Source organism: Paenibacillus sp. RC73 (assembly GCF_044908085.1).
In the GTDB taxonomy this organism is placed as follows: Bacteria; Bacillota; Bacilli; order Paenibacillales; family Paenibacillaceae; genus Paenibacillus; species Paenibacillus terrae_A.
Map to the genome: position 1 here is coordinate 418,777 of NZ_JBIYCV010000002.1, position 16,894 is coordinate 435,670.

The window sequence follows — 16,894 nt, forward strand, 5'->3', positions numbered from 1 at the left end:
ATGAAAAGGCTGGAGGGCATGCCGAATCTCAAAGTGGTTGCCATTTTGCTGCTATGTCTCTGGTGTGCCTCGGCTGTGGTCATGTTTGCAGATACACCTGCGAATGAATGGATCAGACAACAGGCGGAGCAGATGCCCAAAGATGAGGTAGAGCATTATTGGGACGGGCTGATGCAGCAATATGGCGGATTTTTCCCTGATCAGAAAACGCCTTCCTTCATGGATATGCTGCTTCCGGGCGGTGAAGGGTTCAGCATTAAAGGTGTATTGAGCGCCATAGCCGACTTTTTCATCCACGAAATTCGGGTGAATGCCAAGCTGCTCGTCACCATTGTCATGCTCAGCATTATGAGTATGGTGCTGGAAACTCTGCAAAGTGCTTTTGAAAGTAATCAGGTCAGCAAAGTCGCCTACGCCATTGTCTACATGGTCATTATCATCCTGGCGATTAACAGCTTTAGTGTAGCGATCGGTTATGCAAAGGAAGCCATTGACAGCATGATTCAGTTTATGATGGCGATGCTGCCCCTGCTGTTTACCATGCTGGCTTCGATGGGCAACGTCGTAACGGTTTCGGTCACCCACCCGCTGATTGTATTTATGATCAACACGGTCGGGACGGTCATTCATACGCTGGTGTTCCCGCTGCTGTTCTTCTCGGCGGTGTTGTATCTGGTCAACTCACTGACAGGCAAATACAAGCTGACCCAGTTAGCCGATCTGCTGCGTAACGCCGGAGTGGGGGTGCTGGGGGTGCTTTTGACCATTTTTCTGGGTGTCATTTCCGTACAGGGCTTGACGTCGTCTGTAACTGACGGATTAACGATCCGCACGGCCAAGTATATTACAGGCAGTTTTGTTCCGGTGGTTGGCAAGGCGCTGGCAGATGCGACAGATACGGTCATTTCGGCTTCGTTGCTCGTGAAAAATGCCATTGGTCTGGTGGGAGTCATCATTATCCTGTTCCTCTGCGCCTTCCCTGCCCTCAAGATTCTAACGCTGGCCCTGATCTATAAAGTCACAGCAGCAATTATGCAGCCTTTGGGAGATACGCCTATTGTGGAATGCCTGGACGCAATCGGTAAAAGCATGATTTATGTCTTCGCAGCGCTGGCGGCAGTGGGTTTAATGTCCTTCCTTGCGATTACGGTCATGCTCGCGGCAGGCAATATGACAGTCATGATGAGGTGAGAGAATGATCGGAAATCAAACGGAGGGAGGGGAGTGACGTGACCTGGCTGGGAGGCTGGCTTAAGGAACTGGTGCTGATTGTGCTGCTGGCTTCTTTTATCGATATGATCTTGCCAAGCCGTTCCATGGAAAGGTATGTCAAGCTCGTACTCAGCCTGCTTATTCTACTGACGCTGCTCTCTCCGGTCGTGCGTTTGCTGAGTACCAGTCCCTCTGAGCTTCTGGGGCGCGCGTTTGATCTTCAACGTCAGGCAGAGACGGGTAAGGGCGAACCAACATTGGAGGAAATATTGGCAAAAGGCAACAAGTTGAAGCAGCAACAGGAGCAAAGCTCCATGCAATGGGCTGGCCAAGAGGTCGCCAAGGAAATCAAGGGACAGCTGGAGCAAAGTACCGGGTTAGCAATTCAATCGGTTCAGGTTACGCTTGCTCAGATGAAGCAGGGAGCGTCCGATCTGGAGGCTGGAACGGGGATTCAGTCGGTTGTGGTTAAGTTGGCGGAGCAGCAGTCTGGGCGTAAGGAGAAAAACACGAATGTCCCGCCAGATTTGGACTCCAAGCCGATTATGGTAGAGCCTGTCGCTGAAAAAGCAGTAAATATCCGCATAGAGCCAACACCTGTAAAAGCATCGGACCAAGAGAAGGGAACGTTAGAGGGTGCCAACAACCATACGGAAGGCTCTGATGTTGAAAAGACAGCAGATACGCAAGCTTTCGGTTTAATTACGGGACTGTTGCACGAAAAATGGGGTGTCGACAGCAAAAATGTGCAGGTACTTTCTTCGCAGGACGGTACACATGAATGGTAACAGGAGGTGAGCAGAAATGGGCAAATGGATGAAAAAGCTGGAGCAATGGATGGGCGGGGGGGCAGACGGGCCCAAAAGGTTCAATTCATTTCGCTGGCTGCTTATTCTCGGTCTTATCGGGGTCGCGATCATGCTTTTTAACTCGTTTGTCAATGTGAAAAAGGTGGACCCGGAAAACGTGGGGCGGGAGCCGCCTGGAGTGATGAAAAATGAACCCGCACTTCAGACAACGGGGGGGGAGGAAAGTTCCTTTGCCGGAATTGAGAAGGTGTTCGAAGATAATATGAAGCAGATGCTGGAGCAGATTGTTGGTGTAGGAACCGTCGATGTCATGGTTACAGTTGACTCCACCGAGGAAGTCATCGTTCAACGTAATGTGAAGGATATGCAGGAAGAAAATAACGAGACGGATGCCAATGGCGGTCAGCGACATACCACTCAATATACACGCGATGGAGAGATTGTCACCTATGAATCGTCAGGAGGTCAGCACACCCCGATTGTTACAAAAAAAGTAAAGCCGCAGGTGAGGGGAGTGCTGGTGGTGGCGATGGGAGCAGAAAACCCCACCGTGAAGCAGTTGATTGTGGATGCCGTACAGAAGGGACTCAATGTGCCTTCCTATAAAATTTCAGTCGTCCCGCGCAAGCAGGGATAGATTGAAATCCTAATCAGGGATAAATGAAATCCTAATTTAATGATATTGGAGGACGGAACATGAATAACAAAAGACAAACCGTTTGGCTGGTGTCCATGTTGAGTTTAATGGTCGTGCTGTCTGCGTACTATCTGTTTACGGAGGACTCCAGCCCAGCTAACCCGCCTGTGGCGGACAGTGAGCAAGTGAGCAAGGTTAAGCAGGATTCCGCCCAGGAAGCGACAGGTAAGGCAGAAGAGCAATTAAACGAGCTGAAAGTGAATGAAGTGGTAACTAATGGAGAAGTAACCGGAGAAGGAACTGCCTCTTCCGCGAAGACGGACACGGCTGCCGCAACGGATCCTGCTACCGAATCTACTACAGGCGAAAATAAAGATACGGCCGCTGCCCAGGCTACTGAGTCTGCTAAATCGGATCAAAATATTACTGCTACCGTGCCGGATACTGCGGCAAAAAGTGACGACAAAACAGCATCCACTGCGAAAACGGACCAGCAGGTGCTCGATCAGGTGGCAACGGAACAAGCCGCGAAGCCAACGGCCGCTGCTGTTATCGACAACTACTTGCTGGAGCGGGATGTGGCGAATCAAAAGAAGAATGATGAGCTGACGACTGCAATGAACGATAGCACTGCCAAGAAAGCTGCAGAAGCACAAAAAGAATTGCATGTGCTGGAAGACAAACAGGCGAAAATCACTGGAATTGAGGAAGAGCTTCAACAGCAGTTCGCCAATGCGGTGGTTCGTGAGGAAGATGCTGATAAATACAAGGTAGTGGTTCTGAGTGAAAAACTGGATGCCAAGCAAGCGGTAACGATCGTCGATAAGGTCATGAAAGAACTGAACGTAACACAGGACAAGATCAGCGTCCAGTATGTTACACAATAAGACAAAAATCGAGAAAAAGCCCGGATTTCTGCACATTTCCGGGCTCTTTCTATTTTTAATGATTGTGATATAATACATAAAGCTGTTTCAACAATGTTATCAGCAACCGGCAAAATGCTGAAGGAGTGATTAATAGAGATGTTCAAATTAAGCGAGATTAAGGAATTGATCAAGCTGGTGGATGAAACGTCTGTACATGAGCTTGAAATTGAAAATGAAGGAACTCGCCTGTTGATCCGTAAACCGGGCAAAAGCGAGATCGTTACGGTACAGGCTCCTGTGGCAGCACCTACTTATACGGTGGCACCACAAGCTGCTATTCCGAATCCACAAGCACAGTCCGATGCAGGACATGCATCTGTTGGGGAGACTAAGGAATATGCAAGCAATCTACATAAAATCGTATCTCCGATGGTGGGCACTTTCTATAGTTCTTCATCCCCGGATACGGCTTCGTATGTGAGTATCGGCAGTAAAGTAGGCGAGAAAACAACGGTGTGTATTATTGAGGCGATGAAGCTGATGAACGAGCTGGAAGCTGAAGTGAAGGGCGAAATTGTGGAAATTTTGGCCGAAAACGGACAGTTGGTCGAGTATGGCCAGCCATTGTTCCTTGTGAAACCGGAGTAATACGCTCGCTTGTACCCTCTGTTTTGAGGGTTCAGCCAGGCTGCTCCCAGGGAGGATAAAGTCATGACATTTCAAAAAGTATTGATTGCGAATCGTGGGGAAATTGCGGTTCGTATCATTCGCGCTTGCCGCGAAATGAATATTTCGACGGTTGCCGTATATTCGGAAGCCGACAAGGATTCGTTACATGTGCGTCTCGCAGATGAGGCTTACTGTATCGGACCGACGCTGTCCAAGGACAGCTACCTGAATTTTACGAACTTGATGAGCGTTGCGACATTGACTGAATGTGATGCGATTCATCCAGGTTACGGATTTTTAGCTGAAAACGCCGACTTCGCTGAAATTTGCGAATCTTGCAATATTACATTTATTGGTCCTTCTCCAGAAGCGATTAACAAAATGGGGGATAAGGCTGTTGCCAAGCAGACGATGAAGGATGCCGGGGTTCCGGTCATTCCGGGTTCGGACGGGCTGGTGGAGGATTTGCAGGATGCCATTACCATTGCTCGCGATATTGGCTATCCGGTAATCATCAAGGCCACAGCAGGTGGCGGCGGTAAAGGTATCCGTATCGCCGAGGATGAGGATAATCTTATTCAACAAATTACTACCGCCCAGCAGGAAGCGCAAAAAGCGTTTGGTAACGCAGGTGTGTATCTGGAAAAATATTTGACCGGTATGAAGCACGTGGAGATTCAGATCATAGCGGACAAGCACGGCAATGTTGCGCATCTGGGCGAACGGGACTGCTCTGTGCAGCGCCGTCGTCAGAAGCTGCTGGAGGAAGCGCCGTGTCCTGTACTTTCGCAGGATGTGCGTGAAGAAATGGGCCAGGCAGCCGTTCGTGCGGCTTTGGCTGTACAATATTCCGGTGCGGGAACGCTGGAATTTTTGCTTGGACCGGATAATCAATTTTATTTTATGGAAATGAACACACGTATTCAGGTAGAACATCCCGTAACGGAGATGATTACCGGTGTGGATTTGATTAAGGAAATGATTTTGGTCGCTGAGGGGCATCCGCTTTCCTTTACACAGGAAGAAGTCACCATCAATGGATGGGCGATGGAGTGCCGTATTAACGCCGAGGACCCGGATCGCAATTTTATGCCTGCACCGGGTAAAATCGGATTTTATCTGCCTCCAGGCGGCCCAGGGGTACGCGTAGACAGCGCAGCTTATCCGGGCTACAGCATTCCTCCTTATTATGACTCCATGATCGCCAAATTGATTGTGTGGGCGCCTACACGTCAGGAAGCGATTGCCAAAATGAAGCGGGCTCTGTCCGAATTTGCTATTGAAGGCATACCGACAACGATTTCTTTTCATCAACGTTTGTTGGAGCATCCGACCTTCGTCAAGGGCGATTTTGATATTAAATTTTTGGAGGAAAACGAAGTTTAATCGGTATATTTCCTTAGTTTGTCATAATGAACGCCAAATGATATAGTATGGATAATAAGTGAGCATGTCTGCTTTGAAATCCAAAGCTGAAGTGAAACTTATTTTGACCGAAAGGTGTTGAAGGTATGAGCACAGTGCCAACCGAATTCGAGCGTACGGAAATTGGGGAGATTCAGATTGCCCCAGAGGTTATTGAAGTCATTGCCGGACTGGCAACCGTTGAGGTGCCGGGCGTAGCGGGAATGAGTGGCGGATTTGCAGGCGGGTTTGCCGAACTACTGGGCCGCAAAAATTTGTCCAAAGGTGTAAAAGTGGAAGTCGGACAGCGTGAAGCAGCTGTAGACGTCTCTGTCATTATTGAGTACGGTAACCGTCTGCCTGAGGTGGCTGCTGCTATTCAGCAGAACGTTAAGCGTTCCATTGAAACCATGACAGGTCTTAACGTTGTTGAAGTGAACGTGCAAATTCATGATGTTCAATTCAAAAGTGCCGAAAAAGTAGAAGAGCCGGAAGTTCTGGGCGCCGGACGGGTTAAATAGAGCGATACTTTGTACAAACCCCCGACCCTTAAGGGTCGAGGGTTTACTCTAATTTAAGGAGGCTGTGCGTTTCGTGGCTAAAGTTATGGACAGACTTCTGCTGTTCTTGTACAGCTTAAGTATCGGAATTATTTCCATTCTCGCCATCCTCCTCCTGAGCGGGGCCATTCCGTATGCCTTAAGCATTCAGGATGAGCGGATTGTGTGGTTTACCAGCTTGATTATTGCTGGAGTGCTGCTGCTTTTGAGTCTCCGGATTTTCTATATCTCCATTCGCCGGAACCAAACGGTACAGCATTCTATAGATCAACGAACGGAGTACGGTGACATTCAGATTTCAGTGGATACCATCGAAAATCTGTGTCTCAAAGCGGCCTCCAGATTTCGTGGGATACAGGATTTGAAAGCACGTATTCGCGTGCTGGAATCGGGACTTGATATTACGATTCGGGCGGTTGTGGACGGGGAAAGTTCTATTCCGGTGTTAACCTCCGAGGTACAAAAGGGGGTACACGACCATGTGGAAGAAATTACGGGAATTCCTGTGTCCAATGTGTCTGTGTACATCGCCAATGTTTCTCAGTCACCAAGCTTTAAGAGTCGTGTGGAATAGAGGTGATTTTCCCTGATGCCCTGGAAAGAAATATGGGGAAGTTACAAGGGCCGGATCACAGGGATTACGGCCGGCATTTTTTTCGGGTTTATTTATTTGTGGGCAGGCTTTTGGAATATGTTGTTCTTTGCATTGATGGTGTTCATCGGATATACGCTAGGAAGACGTAGCGACGCAGCGCTTGGTTCCCTCCTCCCTTGGAAGGAATGGAGCGACTGGCTGTCGCAACGTTGGCGTCCTTTTAAATGAACCCTGTGATACGCTTTCTCCAAAATAGAGCTGTAGCTTCTTTGCGCCCAACGTTTTGGAGGATGCGTTCACAGGTTTTTTTGTGGAATTGGTTAAAATGAAAAAATAGATACAGGCAAGCGTAGGAGGCAGGGCATGAAAAGACGTCTGGCGAGGGAAATAGCGGTACAAAGCATGTACCATATGGAAATGAATGAAGTGGATGCAGCAGCAGCAGTAGATATGTTGCTCCAGGAAGCGGCAGAGGATAACGAAGCGGAAGTAGTCATAAAAAATGCAGCAGTGTTAAGGGCTTACGTATTGGAGCATGTACGGGGTACCTGGGAACACAAGGAAGCGATTGACAAACTTCTGGTGGATTATCTTAAAGGCTGGCAGATCAGCAGACTTTCACGCGTGGATCGCCAAATTTTGAGACTGGCGGCATATGAAATGATTTTCCGTGAGGATGTTCCAGCTAAAGTTGCAGTCAATGAAGCGATTGAATTGTCCAAGCATTTTGGCACCGAGGAGTCGGGTAAATTTGTCAACGGTGTTCTGGGACGGATTATACAAGAGCTGGAGCAACTGAAAGCACAGTTTTAAGTTGAGATTATTTTACTCAGGTTGGAGAGTGGTTAATATGTCAGCACCGATCATTGATGGCAAACAAATCTCTAAGGATATTCGCGCAAGCATTCAGCAGGAGGTTGTCCGTCTGAAGGAGCACAACTTTCAGCCTGGACTGGCTGTCGTACTGGTAGGTGAAGATCCTGCTTCTCAGGTGTATGTTAGAAACAAGGAAAAGGCATGTCATGATCTCGGTTATTATTCCGAGGTACATCGGTTGGCAGCGGATACTTCACAGGAAGCATTGCTGGAGCTGGTGGACAAGCTGAATCTCCAAAGTAATATTCACGGGATTCTGGTACAGCTTCCGTTGCCCAAACACATTCATGAAAAAGCAGTCATTGACGCCATTGCAGTCGAGAAGGATGTGGATGGATTCCATCCGGTGAACGTGGGGAATCTGGTCATCGGTGATGATAGTCTCCTGCCTTGTACTCCTGCTGGTGTCATTGAGCTGATCAAGCGTGCGGGGGTAGAAATTGCGGGTAAGCATGCGGTGGTCATTGGTCGCAGTAATATCGTGGGCAAGCCGGTATCGCTGCTGTTGCAGCGCGAAAATGCTACGGTGACCATGTGTCACTCTCGTACGGCGAATATCGCCGAGCTGAGTCGGCAAGCGGATATTTTGGTGGTTGCCATCGGAAAAGCCAACTTTATTGATGCTTCGTTCGTGAAGCCTGGAGCGGTAGTCATTGATGTAGGCATGAATCGTCTGGAGAGCGGAAAACTGGCGGGTGACGTTGATTTTGAGAGCGTGAAGCAAGTATGTGGTCCGATTACCCCTGTTCCCGGCGGTGTAGGTCCAATGACGATTACCATGCTGATGCAAAATACGCTCGTAGCGGCCAAGCGGTCGCACGGTTTGGCATAAGGGCGGTTGTCTGTGGCTGAACAGCGTATTTACTCTATTAAGGACTTGAATCGCTATATCCGGATGAAGCTGGAATCGGATCAGGTGCTGTCCGACGTATGGATACGTGGGGAAATTTCTAATTTTACGCATCATTCGAGTGGTCACATGTACTTTACACTCAAGGATGAGGGCAGCCGCATCCGTTCGATTATGTTTGCAACCCATAATCAGCGGCTTCCCTTCGTACCAAAGGAAGGTACGCGTGTTATTGCCCGGGGAAACGTATCTGTGTACGAACGGGATGGACAATATCAATTTTATGCAACCCAGATGCAGCCTGATGGCGTCGGAAGTCTCTACCTTGCATATGAGCAGCTCAAGCAAAAGCTGGATGTTGAAGGGCTGTTCGACAGCGCTCGCAAGCGCAATCTGCCTGCTCACCCTACGACAATCGGTGTCATTACTTCACCAACCGGAGCTGCCGTACGCGATATTATCACGACGCTTCAACGGAGATATCCGCAGGCTGGAATTATGTTATATCCTGTGCTTGTGCAGGGAAAAGGTGCTGCTCCCGCTATTGTTAAGGCGATTGAAGCCATGAACCGTATGCAGGAGGTTCAGGTGATGATCGTCGGGCGGGGCGGTGGCTCTTTGGAGGAGTTATGGGCGTTTAACGAGGAAGCGGTTGCGCGTGCCATTTTTGCATCGGGGATTCCGGTCATTTCGGCTGTTGGTCATGAAACGGATTTTACGATCGCGGATTTTGTGGCTGATTTGCGTGCGGCTACGCCGACCGCTGCCGCCGAGCTGGCTGTGCCTCATCAGCAAGAGTTGCGAGATCAGCTGCTCCAGCGGGAACAGCGATTACGCAACGCGCTCCGTCAACGGCTGGAAACCAGCCGTGAACGGTTGATCCGGCTTCGGCGCTCCCCGGTGCTGCTGCACCCGCGCCGCTATATGCTACAGCATGCGGAGCGGATGGATATGTTGCATCAGCGGCTCATCCGTGCAGCAGGTAACCGTTCGCGCTTGAACGCAGAGAAGAACGCGCGTATGCGTCAGGTGCTGGAGCGGTTTAACCCGCGCGAACAAATCCGGTCGGCCCACAAGCAGACAGATGCGGCACAGCGTCAGCTGGAGACTGCAATGCGTGCTATTACCAAGACGGGACGACAGCAGCTGCACGCGGGTATTCGTCAGTTGGATGCACTTAGCCCGCTCAAGGTCATGTCGCGAGGCTACAGCCTTGTGTATGATGAGCAAGAGAAACGGCTGATCAAGTCGCTAAAAGACGTACAGCCGGGAGATTCCATTAAGATTAAAGTGAGTGACGGGCAGTTGGACTGCCAAGTATGGGGAATGAAGGAGGACGCGAAGCACGGTGGCGAATGAAACGGAATTGAATTTTGAAGCGGCCATGGCCGCTCTTGAAGAAATTGTCGGACAACTGGAGCACGGAGACGTTCCTCTGGAGCAAGCCATTGATCTGTTCCAGCGTGGCATGAAGCTGTCTCAGCTTTGCAGTCAGAAGCTGGAGCAAGTTGAACGTAAAATTGAAATGATTGTGGAAGAGGATGGAGATTTGCGCAAGAAGCCTTTCGGCAGCGGGTTAGATGAAAACGGTGGTGAAGGCGTTGAATAGATCGTCGTTCAAGGAATATTTGACCGGGACGGTGGACGCGGTTTCGTCTGCATTGACCGAGCAATTCCCAGCTCATTGGAGCATTCCCGCCGTTCTCCGTGAATCCATGAATTATTCACTCACCGCAGGCGGAAAACGCCTGCGGCCTCTGCTTGTGATCGCAGCTGCCGAAGCATTCGGCGGAAGCCGGGAGGCCGCGTTACCAGTAGCATGTGCGGTAGAAATGGTACATACGTACTCCCTGATTCACGACGACTTACCAGCCATGGATGATGATGATTATCGCCGGGGCAAACTGACGAATCATAAGGTATACGGTGAGGCGGTTGCTGTACTTGCAGGGGATGCATTGCTGACCCATGCCTTTCATAGCGTCGTACAAGCAGGTCGGCGTCACGGGGTTTCCTCCGATGCGCTACTGTCCATCGTGGAGGAGCTGTCCGAAATGAGCGGGGCACGGGGCATGGTAGGCGGTCAGGTCGCGGATATGTCCGGCGAGCAGGGGATGACAGGTATCGAGGAACTGGAATACATCCATCTCCATAAAACCGCAGATTTGATCATTTTCTCCCTCTTGGCAGGTGGACGGATCGGCGGAGCGGACAAGAATCAATTAGAAGCGCTTCGCCAATTTGGACGAGACCTGGGTTTGGCTTTTCAAATTCAGGACGATATACTGGATCTTATAGGCGATGAGAGCAAAATGGGTAAAAAAACGCAAAGTGATGTTGTACAGGAAAAGGTAACTTATCCGTTTTTTATCGGTATGGAGGCATCCCAGCAGCAAGTAGAGAAACTCACGGCATCTGCCAAAAAAGCGTTAATAGAAGGCGGTATACCGGATTCGTCGCGTTTGCTAGAGATTGCGGACTATCTTATGAAGCGTGATCATTAGTGCGGTTAAGGCATCATTGGCTTGTCTAGTGTTTAAGCAAGGTCACAAAGTGTGATATAATATTTGTTAACTTTACACACAAACTTGAAGGAAAGCGGGGAGATATGCGTGCTGCTTCCACACATAAAGCAACCGGGCGATCTGAAATCACTGTCGGTTGAGGAGCTGGCTTCTCTAGCCGAGGAAATCAGGAGCTTTTTGATTGAGAAGCTGTCCGTGACTGGGGGGCATCTGGCATCGAATCTGGGAGTGGTTGAGCTCACAATCGCCCTGCATTACTGCTATAACAGCCCGAAGGACAAGATGATTTATGACGTTGGGCATCAGGCCTACGTACACAAAATATTGACAGGGCGAATGGATCGGTTTGATACTCTTCGTCAGCGTGATGGACTTTGTGGATTTGTAAAAAGAAGCGAAAGCGAGCATGATGTCTGGGAAGCTGGTCATAGCAGCACATCTCTGTCAGCCGCAATGGGGATGGCTTTGGCACGAGATTTGAAGGGCGAGGACAATAAAGTTATTGCGTTGATCGGAGATGGAGCATTAACCGGAGGCATGGCCTTTGAAGCGTTGAACCATATTGGTCATGAACGTAAAAATTTGATGGTCATTCTGAATGACAACGAAATGTCGATAGCGCCGAATGTTGGGGCCATGCATAATTATTTGAGCAAAATCCGCTCGGACCGTCATTATTTGCGAGCAAAGGATGAGCTGGAAGTTTTGCTGAAAAAAATACCTGCTATCGGCGGTAAACTTGCCAAATCGGCTGGCCGTGTTAAGGACAGTCTTAAATATATGATGGTGCCGGGCGTGCTGTTTGAGGAGCTGGGGCTTACGTATCTCGGTCCGGTCGACGGACATGATTTGCCGAAGCTGATCGAAACCTTCAAGCAGGCTGATAACGTCACTGGCCCTGTGTTGGTGCATGTCGTAACCACTAAGGGCAAGGGTTACAAGCCTGCGGAGGCAGATTCACACAAATGGCACGGAATCAGTCCATACAAAATGGAATCCGGTCAGGTACTCAAGGCTGTGGGCAACCCCATGTATACGGAAATTTTCGGACGGACGCTGATTGAGCTGGCTGAAAAGGACGAACGTATTATAGCGGTTACGCCTGCCATGCCTGGTGGTTCGGGACTGGTGCCGTTTAGCAAGGAATTCCCTACACGGATGATTGATGTCGGCATTGCGGAGCAGCATGCGGCTACTATGTGTGCTGCGTTGGCAATGGAGGGGATGAAGCCGGTATTTGCGGTATACTCCACTTTTATGCAGCGTGCTTATGATCAAATTGTACATGACATTTGCCGTCATAATGCGAATGTGATGTTTGCGATTGACCGTGCCGGTTTTGTGGGGGCTGACGGAGAAACGCACCATGGCGTGTTCGACGTAGCATTTTTACGTCATATCCCCAATCTGGTGCTTATGATGCCTAAGGATGAAAACGAGCTGCGCCATATGATGAAAACAGCGCTTGATTACGACGATGGTCCGATTGCTTATCGCTATCCTCGTGTTAATGGGGTTGGTGTGCCGTTGGACACAGAACTGAAAGCTATACCCATCGGCAGTTGGGAGCTTCTCCGCAAGGGTGAGGGCTACACTGTAATCGCTTCAGGCCCGATGCTCCAGGTGGCGACAGAGGCTGCGGAGGCAATGAAACGCGAAGGCTTGCAAGTGGGTGTCGTCAATGCGCGTTTCCTTAAGCCTGTGGATGAGGATATGCTGCGTGAGCTGGCCCGCCAGCATACGAAGCTGATCGTTTTGGAAGAAGCTTCTGAAGCGGGAAGCTTGGGTAGCGCCGTGCTGGAATTTTACGCCAAAGAAGAAATGCAAAATGCACAGGTGCGTCTGATGGGGATTCCCGATATGTTTGTGGAGCATGGCTCGATCAAGGAGCAACGCGCAGAAGCGGGCCTTACCATTGAAGCTGTGTGCCTTAAGCTTCGTAAATGGGCTTCCGAGCCAGTGTATGGCATGGGACAATCGGTATAGGGGAATTTGCGACAACGTTGATATTTATGAAAAAGTATGACAAGAGCAGCGTAGCTGCCTTAAAGGGAGATTAACATGTCTGTTCCGAAGGAACGCATTGATGTATTACTTGTAGAGCAAGGCTTTTTTGAAAGCCGTGAAAAAGCCAAAGCCGCAATTATGGCAGGTCTGGTACTGGCCGACAGTGAACGGATCGAGAAGGCGGGTATGAAGGTACCACGCGACAGCGAGCTTAAAGTAAAGGGTGCAGTGCATCCATATGTAAGCCGTGGAGGGTTGAAGCTGGAAAAGGCTATCCGTCAATTCGAGCTGGATATGAAGGGCAGAACGATGCTGGATATCGGCTCATCCACCGGAGGTTTTACGGATTGTGCCCTCCAGCATGGAGCGGAGTATGTATATGCCATTGACGTGGGATATAATCAGCTGGACTGGTCCCTTCGAAATGACGAACGGGTATGCGTAATGGAGAAAACGAATTTCAGGTATATGACACCTGCAGATTTGAACGGTCCTGTACCGAATTTTGCAAGTATTGATGTTTCATTTATTTCGCTGCGCATTATTTTGCCACCATTGCTTGCGTTGCTGCGTCAGCCTGCTGACATTGTGGCTCTGATTAAGCCACAGTTTGAAGCCGGACGTGAAAAGGTGGGGAAATCCGGCGTCGTCCGCGATCCTGCAACGCACAAAGAAGTGTTGCAAACCATCCTGACGTTCTCGCACGAGCTTGGACTTTCGCTGCAAGGATTGGCTTATTCTCCTATTACCGGTGGAGAAGGCAATATTGAATTTTTGGCACATTGGCGTTTGGATAAGCCTGCTATTGCTGACCCGCAACAGGAAAGCGTTGATTTCCGTCCGTTAATTGACCTTACTGTTCAGGAAGCAGGGCAGACCTTCAATAATGGTCCGTCGCGTAAGTAACATTCAGGGGTTCTCAAGAGTTCTGTGAACTTAAGGGAACCTCTTTTTGGTGTGAGGGATTGATTAACGAACTCATGTTCGCTTATAATGAAATAACAGAAGAAAAGGGATTCCACCTTCTGTCCTAGAATATGTCCATGAGGTGATCGATTCATGGACACGCGATATGATACGGTTATCATTGTCGTGATCGGCGTAATATTAGCGGTATGGGCTTTTTACGGCCTGCGTACCTGGTTAAAGGAGCCGGGACCGCTTGTATTAAAGACTATACCGATTAACGAGGAGTTGGACGAAGGGCCTGCTGTGGACTTGCTGGAAGACGCGGGTTATGAGCTGGTGGGCGGAAAAATGAAAATACCGCTTGCTTTTAAAGTGAATGGACATACCATGTATAGCCGTTTGTTTATAGACTATGTGGCTGTGCGAAATGGTTCAACATATATGGTCAAAACGTCACGCCGCAAGAAACCGATGGAGTGGAATGGTCCTGATTTGCGGGACAGGCTTATGCCTTATCTGCTGCTTTATCCGGGCTGTGCGGGCGTATTGTACGTTGATACGGACGAACGAAATATCCGCCTTATTACATTGGCGGAAGACATCGAAGAAGAGGAATATGAGGATTAATCCATAGGAGGATTTTATGAAGGGTCAACGACATATTAAAATCAGGGAAATTATTTCACAACGGGAAATTGAAACGCAGGACGATCTGGTTGAAGCCTTACGCAAGGCTGGTTTTCAGGTCACTCAAGCCACTGTATCTAGGGACATCAAGGAACTGCTGCTTATTAAAGTTCCGATGGATGATGGCAGGTACAAATATTCGATGCCTTCAGATCAGCGATATAACCCGGCGCAGAAACTGAAACGTACATTGGTCGACAACTTTTTACATATTGATTATACGACCAATCTGATCGTGATGAAGTGTCTTCCGGGAACGGCGAACTCGATTGCTGCATTATTGGACAACATTGAATGGCCTGAAATTATGGGTACCATTAGCGGGGATGACACCATTTTGATTATTTGCCGATCAGAAGAGAACAGCGAGGCCATTGTGAATCGTCTTATGGGCTACATTTCCTAAACATGATTTCTTAGGCCTATTTAGACGTTTGAATTTGTACATCATAGAGGTGAAAGAACGATGCTGGTCACTTTATCTATACGAAATTTGGCAGTTGTAGAGGCTGTCGATGTTCATTTTTATAAAGGGTTCCACGTATTGACCGGGGAAACAGGCGCAGGTAAATCGATCATTATTGATGCCCTCGGTCTGATTGCTGGAGGCAGAGGTTCCGCCGATCTGGTCCGTTATGGGTGTGATAAAGCAGAGATGGAGGCGCTGTTTGAGCTGCCGGTTAAGCATCCGGTTTGGGCAACGTTAGAAGAGCAAGGAATCAAGGCGAATGCGGAAGAACATCTATTAATTCGGCGGGAACTGACCGTTCAAGGCAAAAGTTCATCGCGGATTAACGGTCAAATGGTCAATTTAACGATGCTGCGTGAGGTGGGTGAGCAGCTCGTCAATATTCACGGTCAGCATGAGCATCAAAGTTTGCTACGTGCAGACCGCCATCTGGCGTTGCTGGATACGTTCGGTGATTCGGTCATCGGTCCGGTCAAAACGCTTTACAGAGAGCGCTACAATGCTTTTGTCAAAGCGGAAAAAGAAGTACGGGAGCTGCAAAGTTCCAGTCAAAAGGCCTATCAGTTATTGGACATGTATCGATTTCAGTTGGAGGAAATTGCCGCTGCCGAGCTTAAATTGGGAGAGGATGAATTATTGACAGAAGAACGGGTCAAGCTATCCCATAGTGAGAAAATGATGGATGGGATATCAGGAGCCTACGATCTGCTAAGTGGCAGAGGTGGACTGGATATGATCAATAACGTGTTGTCCAGACTGAATGATGTCCAAAGCTACGACAGCAAAAGCCTTCAGCCTATTGCGGAGCAGATTCAATCTGCTTTTTACCAGCTGGAGGATGCGGCGTTCCAATTACGTTCATACCGTGAGGATATTGAATTTAATCCGGGCAAGCTGCATGAAGTGGAGCAACGTCTGAATCAAATTACAGGGTTACAGCGAAAATATGGTGATAGTATAGAGCAGATTTTGGAATACTATAGCCGTATTGAGCAGGAAACCGATATGCTGGAGAATAAGGATGAACGGCTGGAGCAATTAATTGCAAAGCGGGATGAGTTGCTTTCGGATTTGCTTCAGATTGCAGAAGAGCTTACAGAAGCGCGTGAAATTTGTGCTGAAGAGCTGGCCGAGCAGGTAGAGCAGGAGCTAAAGGATCTGCAAATGGAAAGAACGTCACTCAAGGTACGTATTGATCCGATTGAAGATCCGCGCGGATATGAATATAAAGGTCGGCGGGTACGACCAACCAAGCAGGGCATCGATAATGCAGAATTTCTGATTTCCCCGAATCCGGGGGAGCCGCTTCGTCCGCTGGGCAAAATTGCTTCGGGTGGTGAACTGTCCCGTATCATGTTGGCGATGAAAAGTATTTTTGCACGTCATGATCAAATTCCGGTACTCATTTTTGACGAGGTGGATACCGGGGTAAGCGGTCGCGCCGCTCAATCCATTGCCGAAAAACTGTATCGTTTGTCTTCTGTCTGTCAGGTATTCTCGATCACTCATTTGCCGCAGGTGGCATGTATGGCGGATCACCAGTACCTTATCGAGAAGAATGTTCATGACGAACGTACAATGACGCAAATTGAAGCGTTAAATGAGGACGGACGTGTAAAGGAATTGGCACGTATGCTGGGCGGCGTGGAAATTACCGAAAAAACTTTGCATCACGCACAGGAAATGCTGAATTTGGCGGAAGGAAAGAAAGCCTGAAAAGAGCGGCTGGCGTAATGATTAACAGTTATAAAAGCCTGGGGGCAAGGTTACCTTATAGGTACGCAATTGGCGACCACCTTTACTCGTCAAGCGAAAG

Annotated in this window: 19 protein-coding genes; all 19 read left to right on the plus strand. The window is 49.0% G+C overall.

Features of this window, described 5'->3' with window-relative positions; genetic code table 11:
- The 19 genes from spoIIIAE to recN all read left to right on the plus strand — a co-directional run bounded on the left by spoIIIAE (nt 1) and on the right by recN (nt 16,794).
- Entirely contained in the window at nt 1-1,191 is a 1,191-nt protein-coding gene (gene spoIIIAE, locus ABH897_RS05470) for a stage III sporulation protein AE (RefSeq protein ID WP_283652318.1), read from the plus strand.
- Between the two features lie 38 nt (nt 1,192-1,229).
- On the plus strand, nt 1,230-2,000 hold the full coding sequence (gene spoIIIAF, locus ABH897_RS05475; RefSeq protein ID WP_404591343.1) for a stage III sporulation protein AF: 771 nt from the start codon (nt 1,230-1,232) through the stop codon (nt 1,998-2,000).
- Nucleotides 2,001-2,016: 16 nt separating this feature from the next.
- Nucleotides 2,017-2,658 carry a stage III sporulation protein AG gene (gene spoIIIAG, locus ABH897_RS05480; protein WP_404518894.1) on the plus strand — a complete coding sequence of 214 codons (642 nt, stop codon included), beginning with the start codon at nt 2,017-2,019 and terminating at the stop codon, nt 2,656-2,658.
- A gap of 59 nt (nt 2,659-2,717) precedes the next feature.
- Nucleotides 2,718-3,545, plus strand: a complete 828-nt coding sequence (locus tag ABH897_RS05485; RefSeq protein WP_404591345.1) for a SpoIIIAH-like family protein — start codon at nt 2,718-2,720, stop codon at nt 3,543-3,545.
- 138 nt (nt 3,546-3,683) lie between these two features.
- Nucleotides 3,684-4,175, plus strand: coding sequence for an acetyl-CoA carboxylase biotin carboxyl carrier protein (accB, locus tag ABH897_RS05490; RefSeq protein WP_283652315.1), 492 nt, complete (start codon nt 3,684-3,686; stop codon nt 4,173-4,175).
- A 63-nt stretch (nt 4,176-4,238) separates the two neighbouring features.
- The gene (gene accC, locus ABH897_RS05495) at nt 4,239-5,582 is read left to right on the plus strand and encodes an acetyl-CoA carboxylase biotin carboxylase subunit (RefSeq protein WP_137063557.1); all 1,344 of its coding nucleotides are present in this window, start codon (nt 4,239-4,241) and stop codon (nt 5,580-5,582) included.
- Between the two features lie 125 nt (nt 5,583-5,707).
- A complete protein-coding gene (locus ABH897_RS05500; protein ID WP_014282228.1) occupies nt 5,708-6,121 on the plus strand; it encodes an Asp23/Gls24 family envelope stress response protein in 414 nt (137 codons plus the stop codon).
- 73 nt (nt 6,122-6,194) lie between these two features.
- Nucleotides 6,195-6,734: an alkaline shock response membrane anchor protein AmaP gene (gene amaP / locus ABH897_RS05505; RefSeq protein WP_283657139.1), complete on the plus strand. Its 540-nt coding sequence runs from the start codon at nt 6,195-6,197 to the stop codon at nt 6,732-6,734.
- Between the two features lie 15 nt (nt 6,735-6,749).
- Nucleotides 6,750-6,983 carry a DUF2273 domain-containing protein gene (locus tag ABH897_RS05510; RefSeq protein ID WP_014282226.1) on the plus strand — a complete coding sequence of 78 codons (234 nt, stop codon included), beginning with the start codon at nt 6,750-6,752 and terminating at the stop codon, nt 6,981-6,983.
- A gap of 135 nt (nt 6,984-7,118) precedes the next feature.
- Nucleotides 7,119-7,568: a transcription antitermination factor NusB gene (gene nusB / locus ABH897_RS05515; RefSeq protein ID WP_044647653.1), complete on the plus strand. Its 450-nt coding sequence runs from the start codon at nt 7,119-7,121 to the stop codon at nt 7,566-7,568.
- 37 nt (nt 7,569-7,605) lie between these two features.
- The gene (gene folD, locus ABH897_RS05520) at nt 7,606-8,463 is read left to right on the plus strand and encodes a bifunctional methylenetetrahydrofolate dehydrogenase/methenyltetrahydrofolate cyclohydrolase FolD (RefSeq protein WP_283652314.1); all 858 of its coding nucleotides are present in this window, start codon (nt 7,606-7,608) and stop codon (nt 8,461-8,463) included.
- A 12-nt stretch (nt 8,464-8,475) separates the two neighbouring features.
- Nucleotides 8,476-9,840 (plus strand): exodeoxyribonuclease VII large subunit, encoded by a 1,365-nt coding sequence (gene xseA / locus ABH897_RS05525; protein ID WP_283652313.1) that lies wholly within the window; start codon nt 8,476-8,478, stop codon nt 9,838-9,840.
- Complete coding sequence (xseB, locus tag ABH897_RS05530) at nt 9,830-10,090, plus strand: exodeoxyribonuclease VII small subunit (protein WP_283652312.1); 261 nt, start codon at nt 9,830-9,832, stop codon at nt 10,088-10,090. Before xseA ends, xseB begins: the two co-directional genes overlap by 11 nt.
- On the plus strand, nt 10,062-10,985 hold the full coding sequence (locus tag ABH897_RS05535) for a polyprenyl synthetase family protein (RefSeq protein WP_283652311.1): 924 nt from the start codon (nt 10,062-10,064) through the stop codon (nt 10,983-10,985). The genes xseB and ABH897_RS05535 overlap by 29 nt, the downstream gene beginning before the upstream one ends.
- Before the next feature lie 108 nt (nt 10,986-11,093).
- Nucleotides 11,094-12,992 (plus strand): 1-deoxy-D-xylulose-5-phosphate synthase, encoded by a 1,899-nt coding sequence (dxs, locus tag ABH897_RS05540; RefSeq protein WP_404518897.1) that lies wholly within the window; start codon nt 11,094-11,096, stop codon nt 12,990-12,992.
- A gap of 75 nt (nt 12,993-13,067) precedes the next feature.
- Entirely contained in the window at nt 13,068-13,919 is an 852-nt protein-coding gene (locus tag ABH897_RS05545; protein WP_283652309.1) for a TlyA family RNA methyltransferase, read from the plus strand.
- Nucleotides 13,920-14,072: 153 nt separating this feature from the next.
- Entirely contained in the window at nt 14,073-14,549 is a 477-nt protein-coding gene (locus ABH897_RS05550) for a hypothetical protein (RefSeq protein ID WP_283652308.1), read from the plus strand.
- A gap of 16 nt (nt 14,550-14,565) precedes the next feature.
- Nucleotides 14,566-15,015, plus strand: a complete 450-nt coding sequence (ahrC, locus tag ABH897_RS05555; protein WP_014282217.1) for a transcriptional regulator AhrC/ArgR — start codon at nt 14,566-14,568, stop codon at nt 15,013-15,015.
- Nucleotides 15,016-15,075: 60 nt separating this feature from the next.
- Nucleotides 15,076-16,794: a DNA repair protein RecN gene (gene recN / locus ABH897_RS05560; protein WP_283652307.1), complete on the plus strand. Its 1,719-nt coding sequence runs from the start codon at nt 15,076-15,078 to the stop codon at nt 16,792-16,794.
- Nucleotides 16,795-16,894 lie beyond the last annotated feature (100 nt).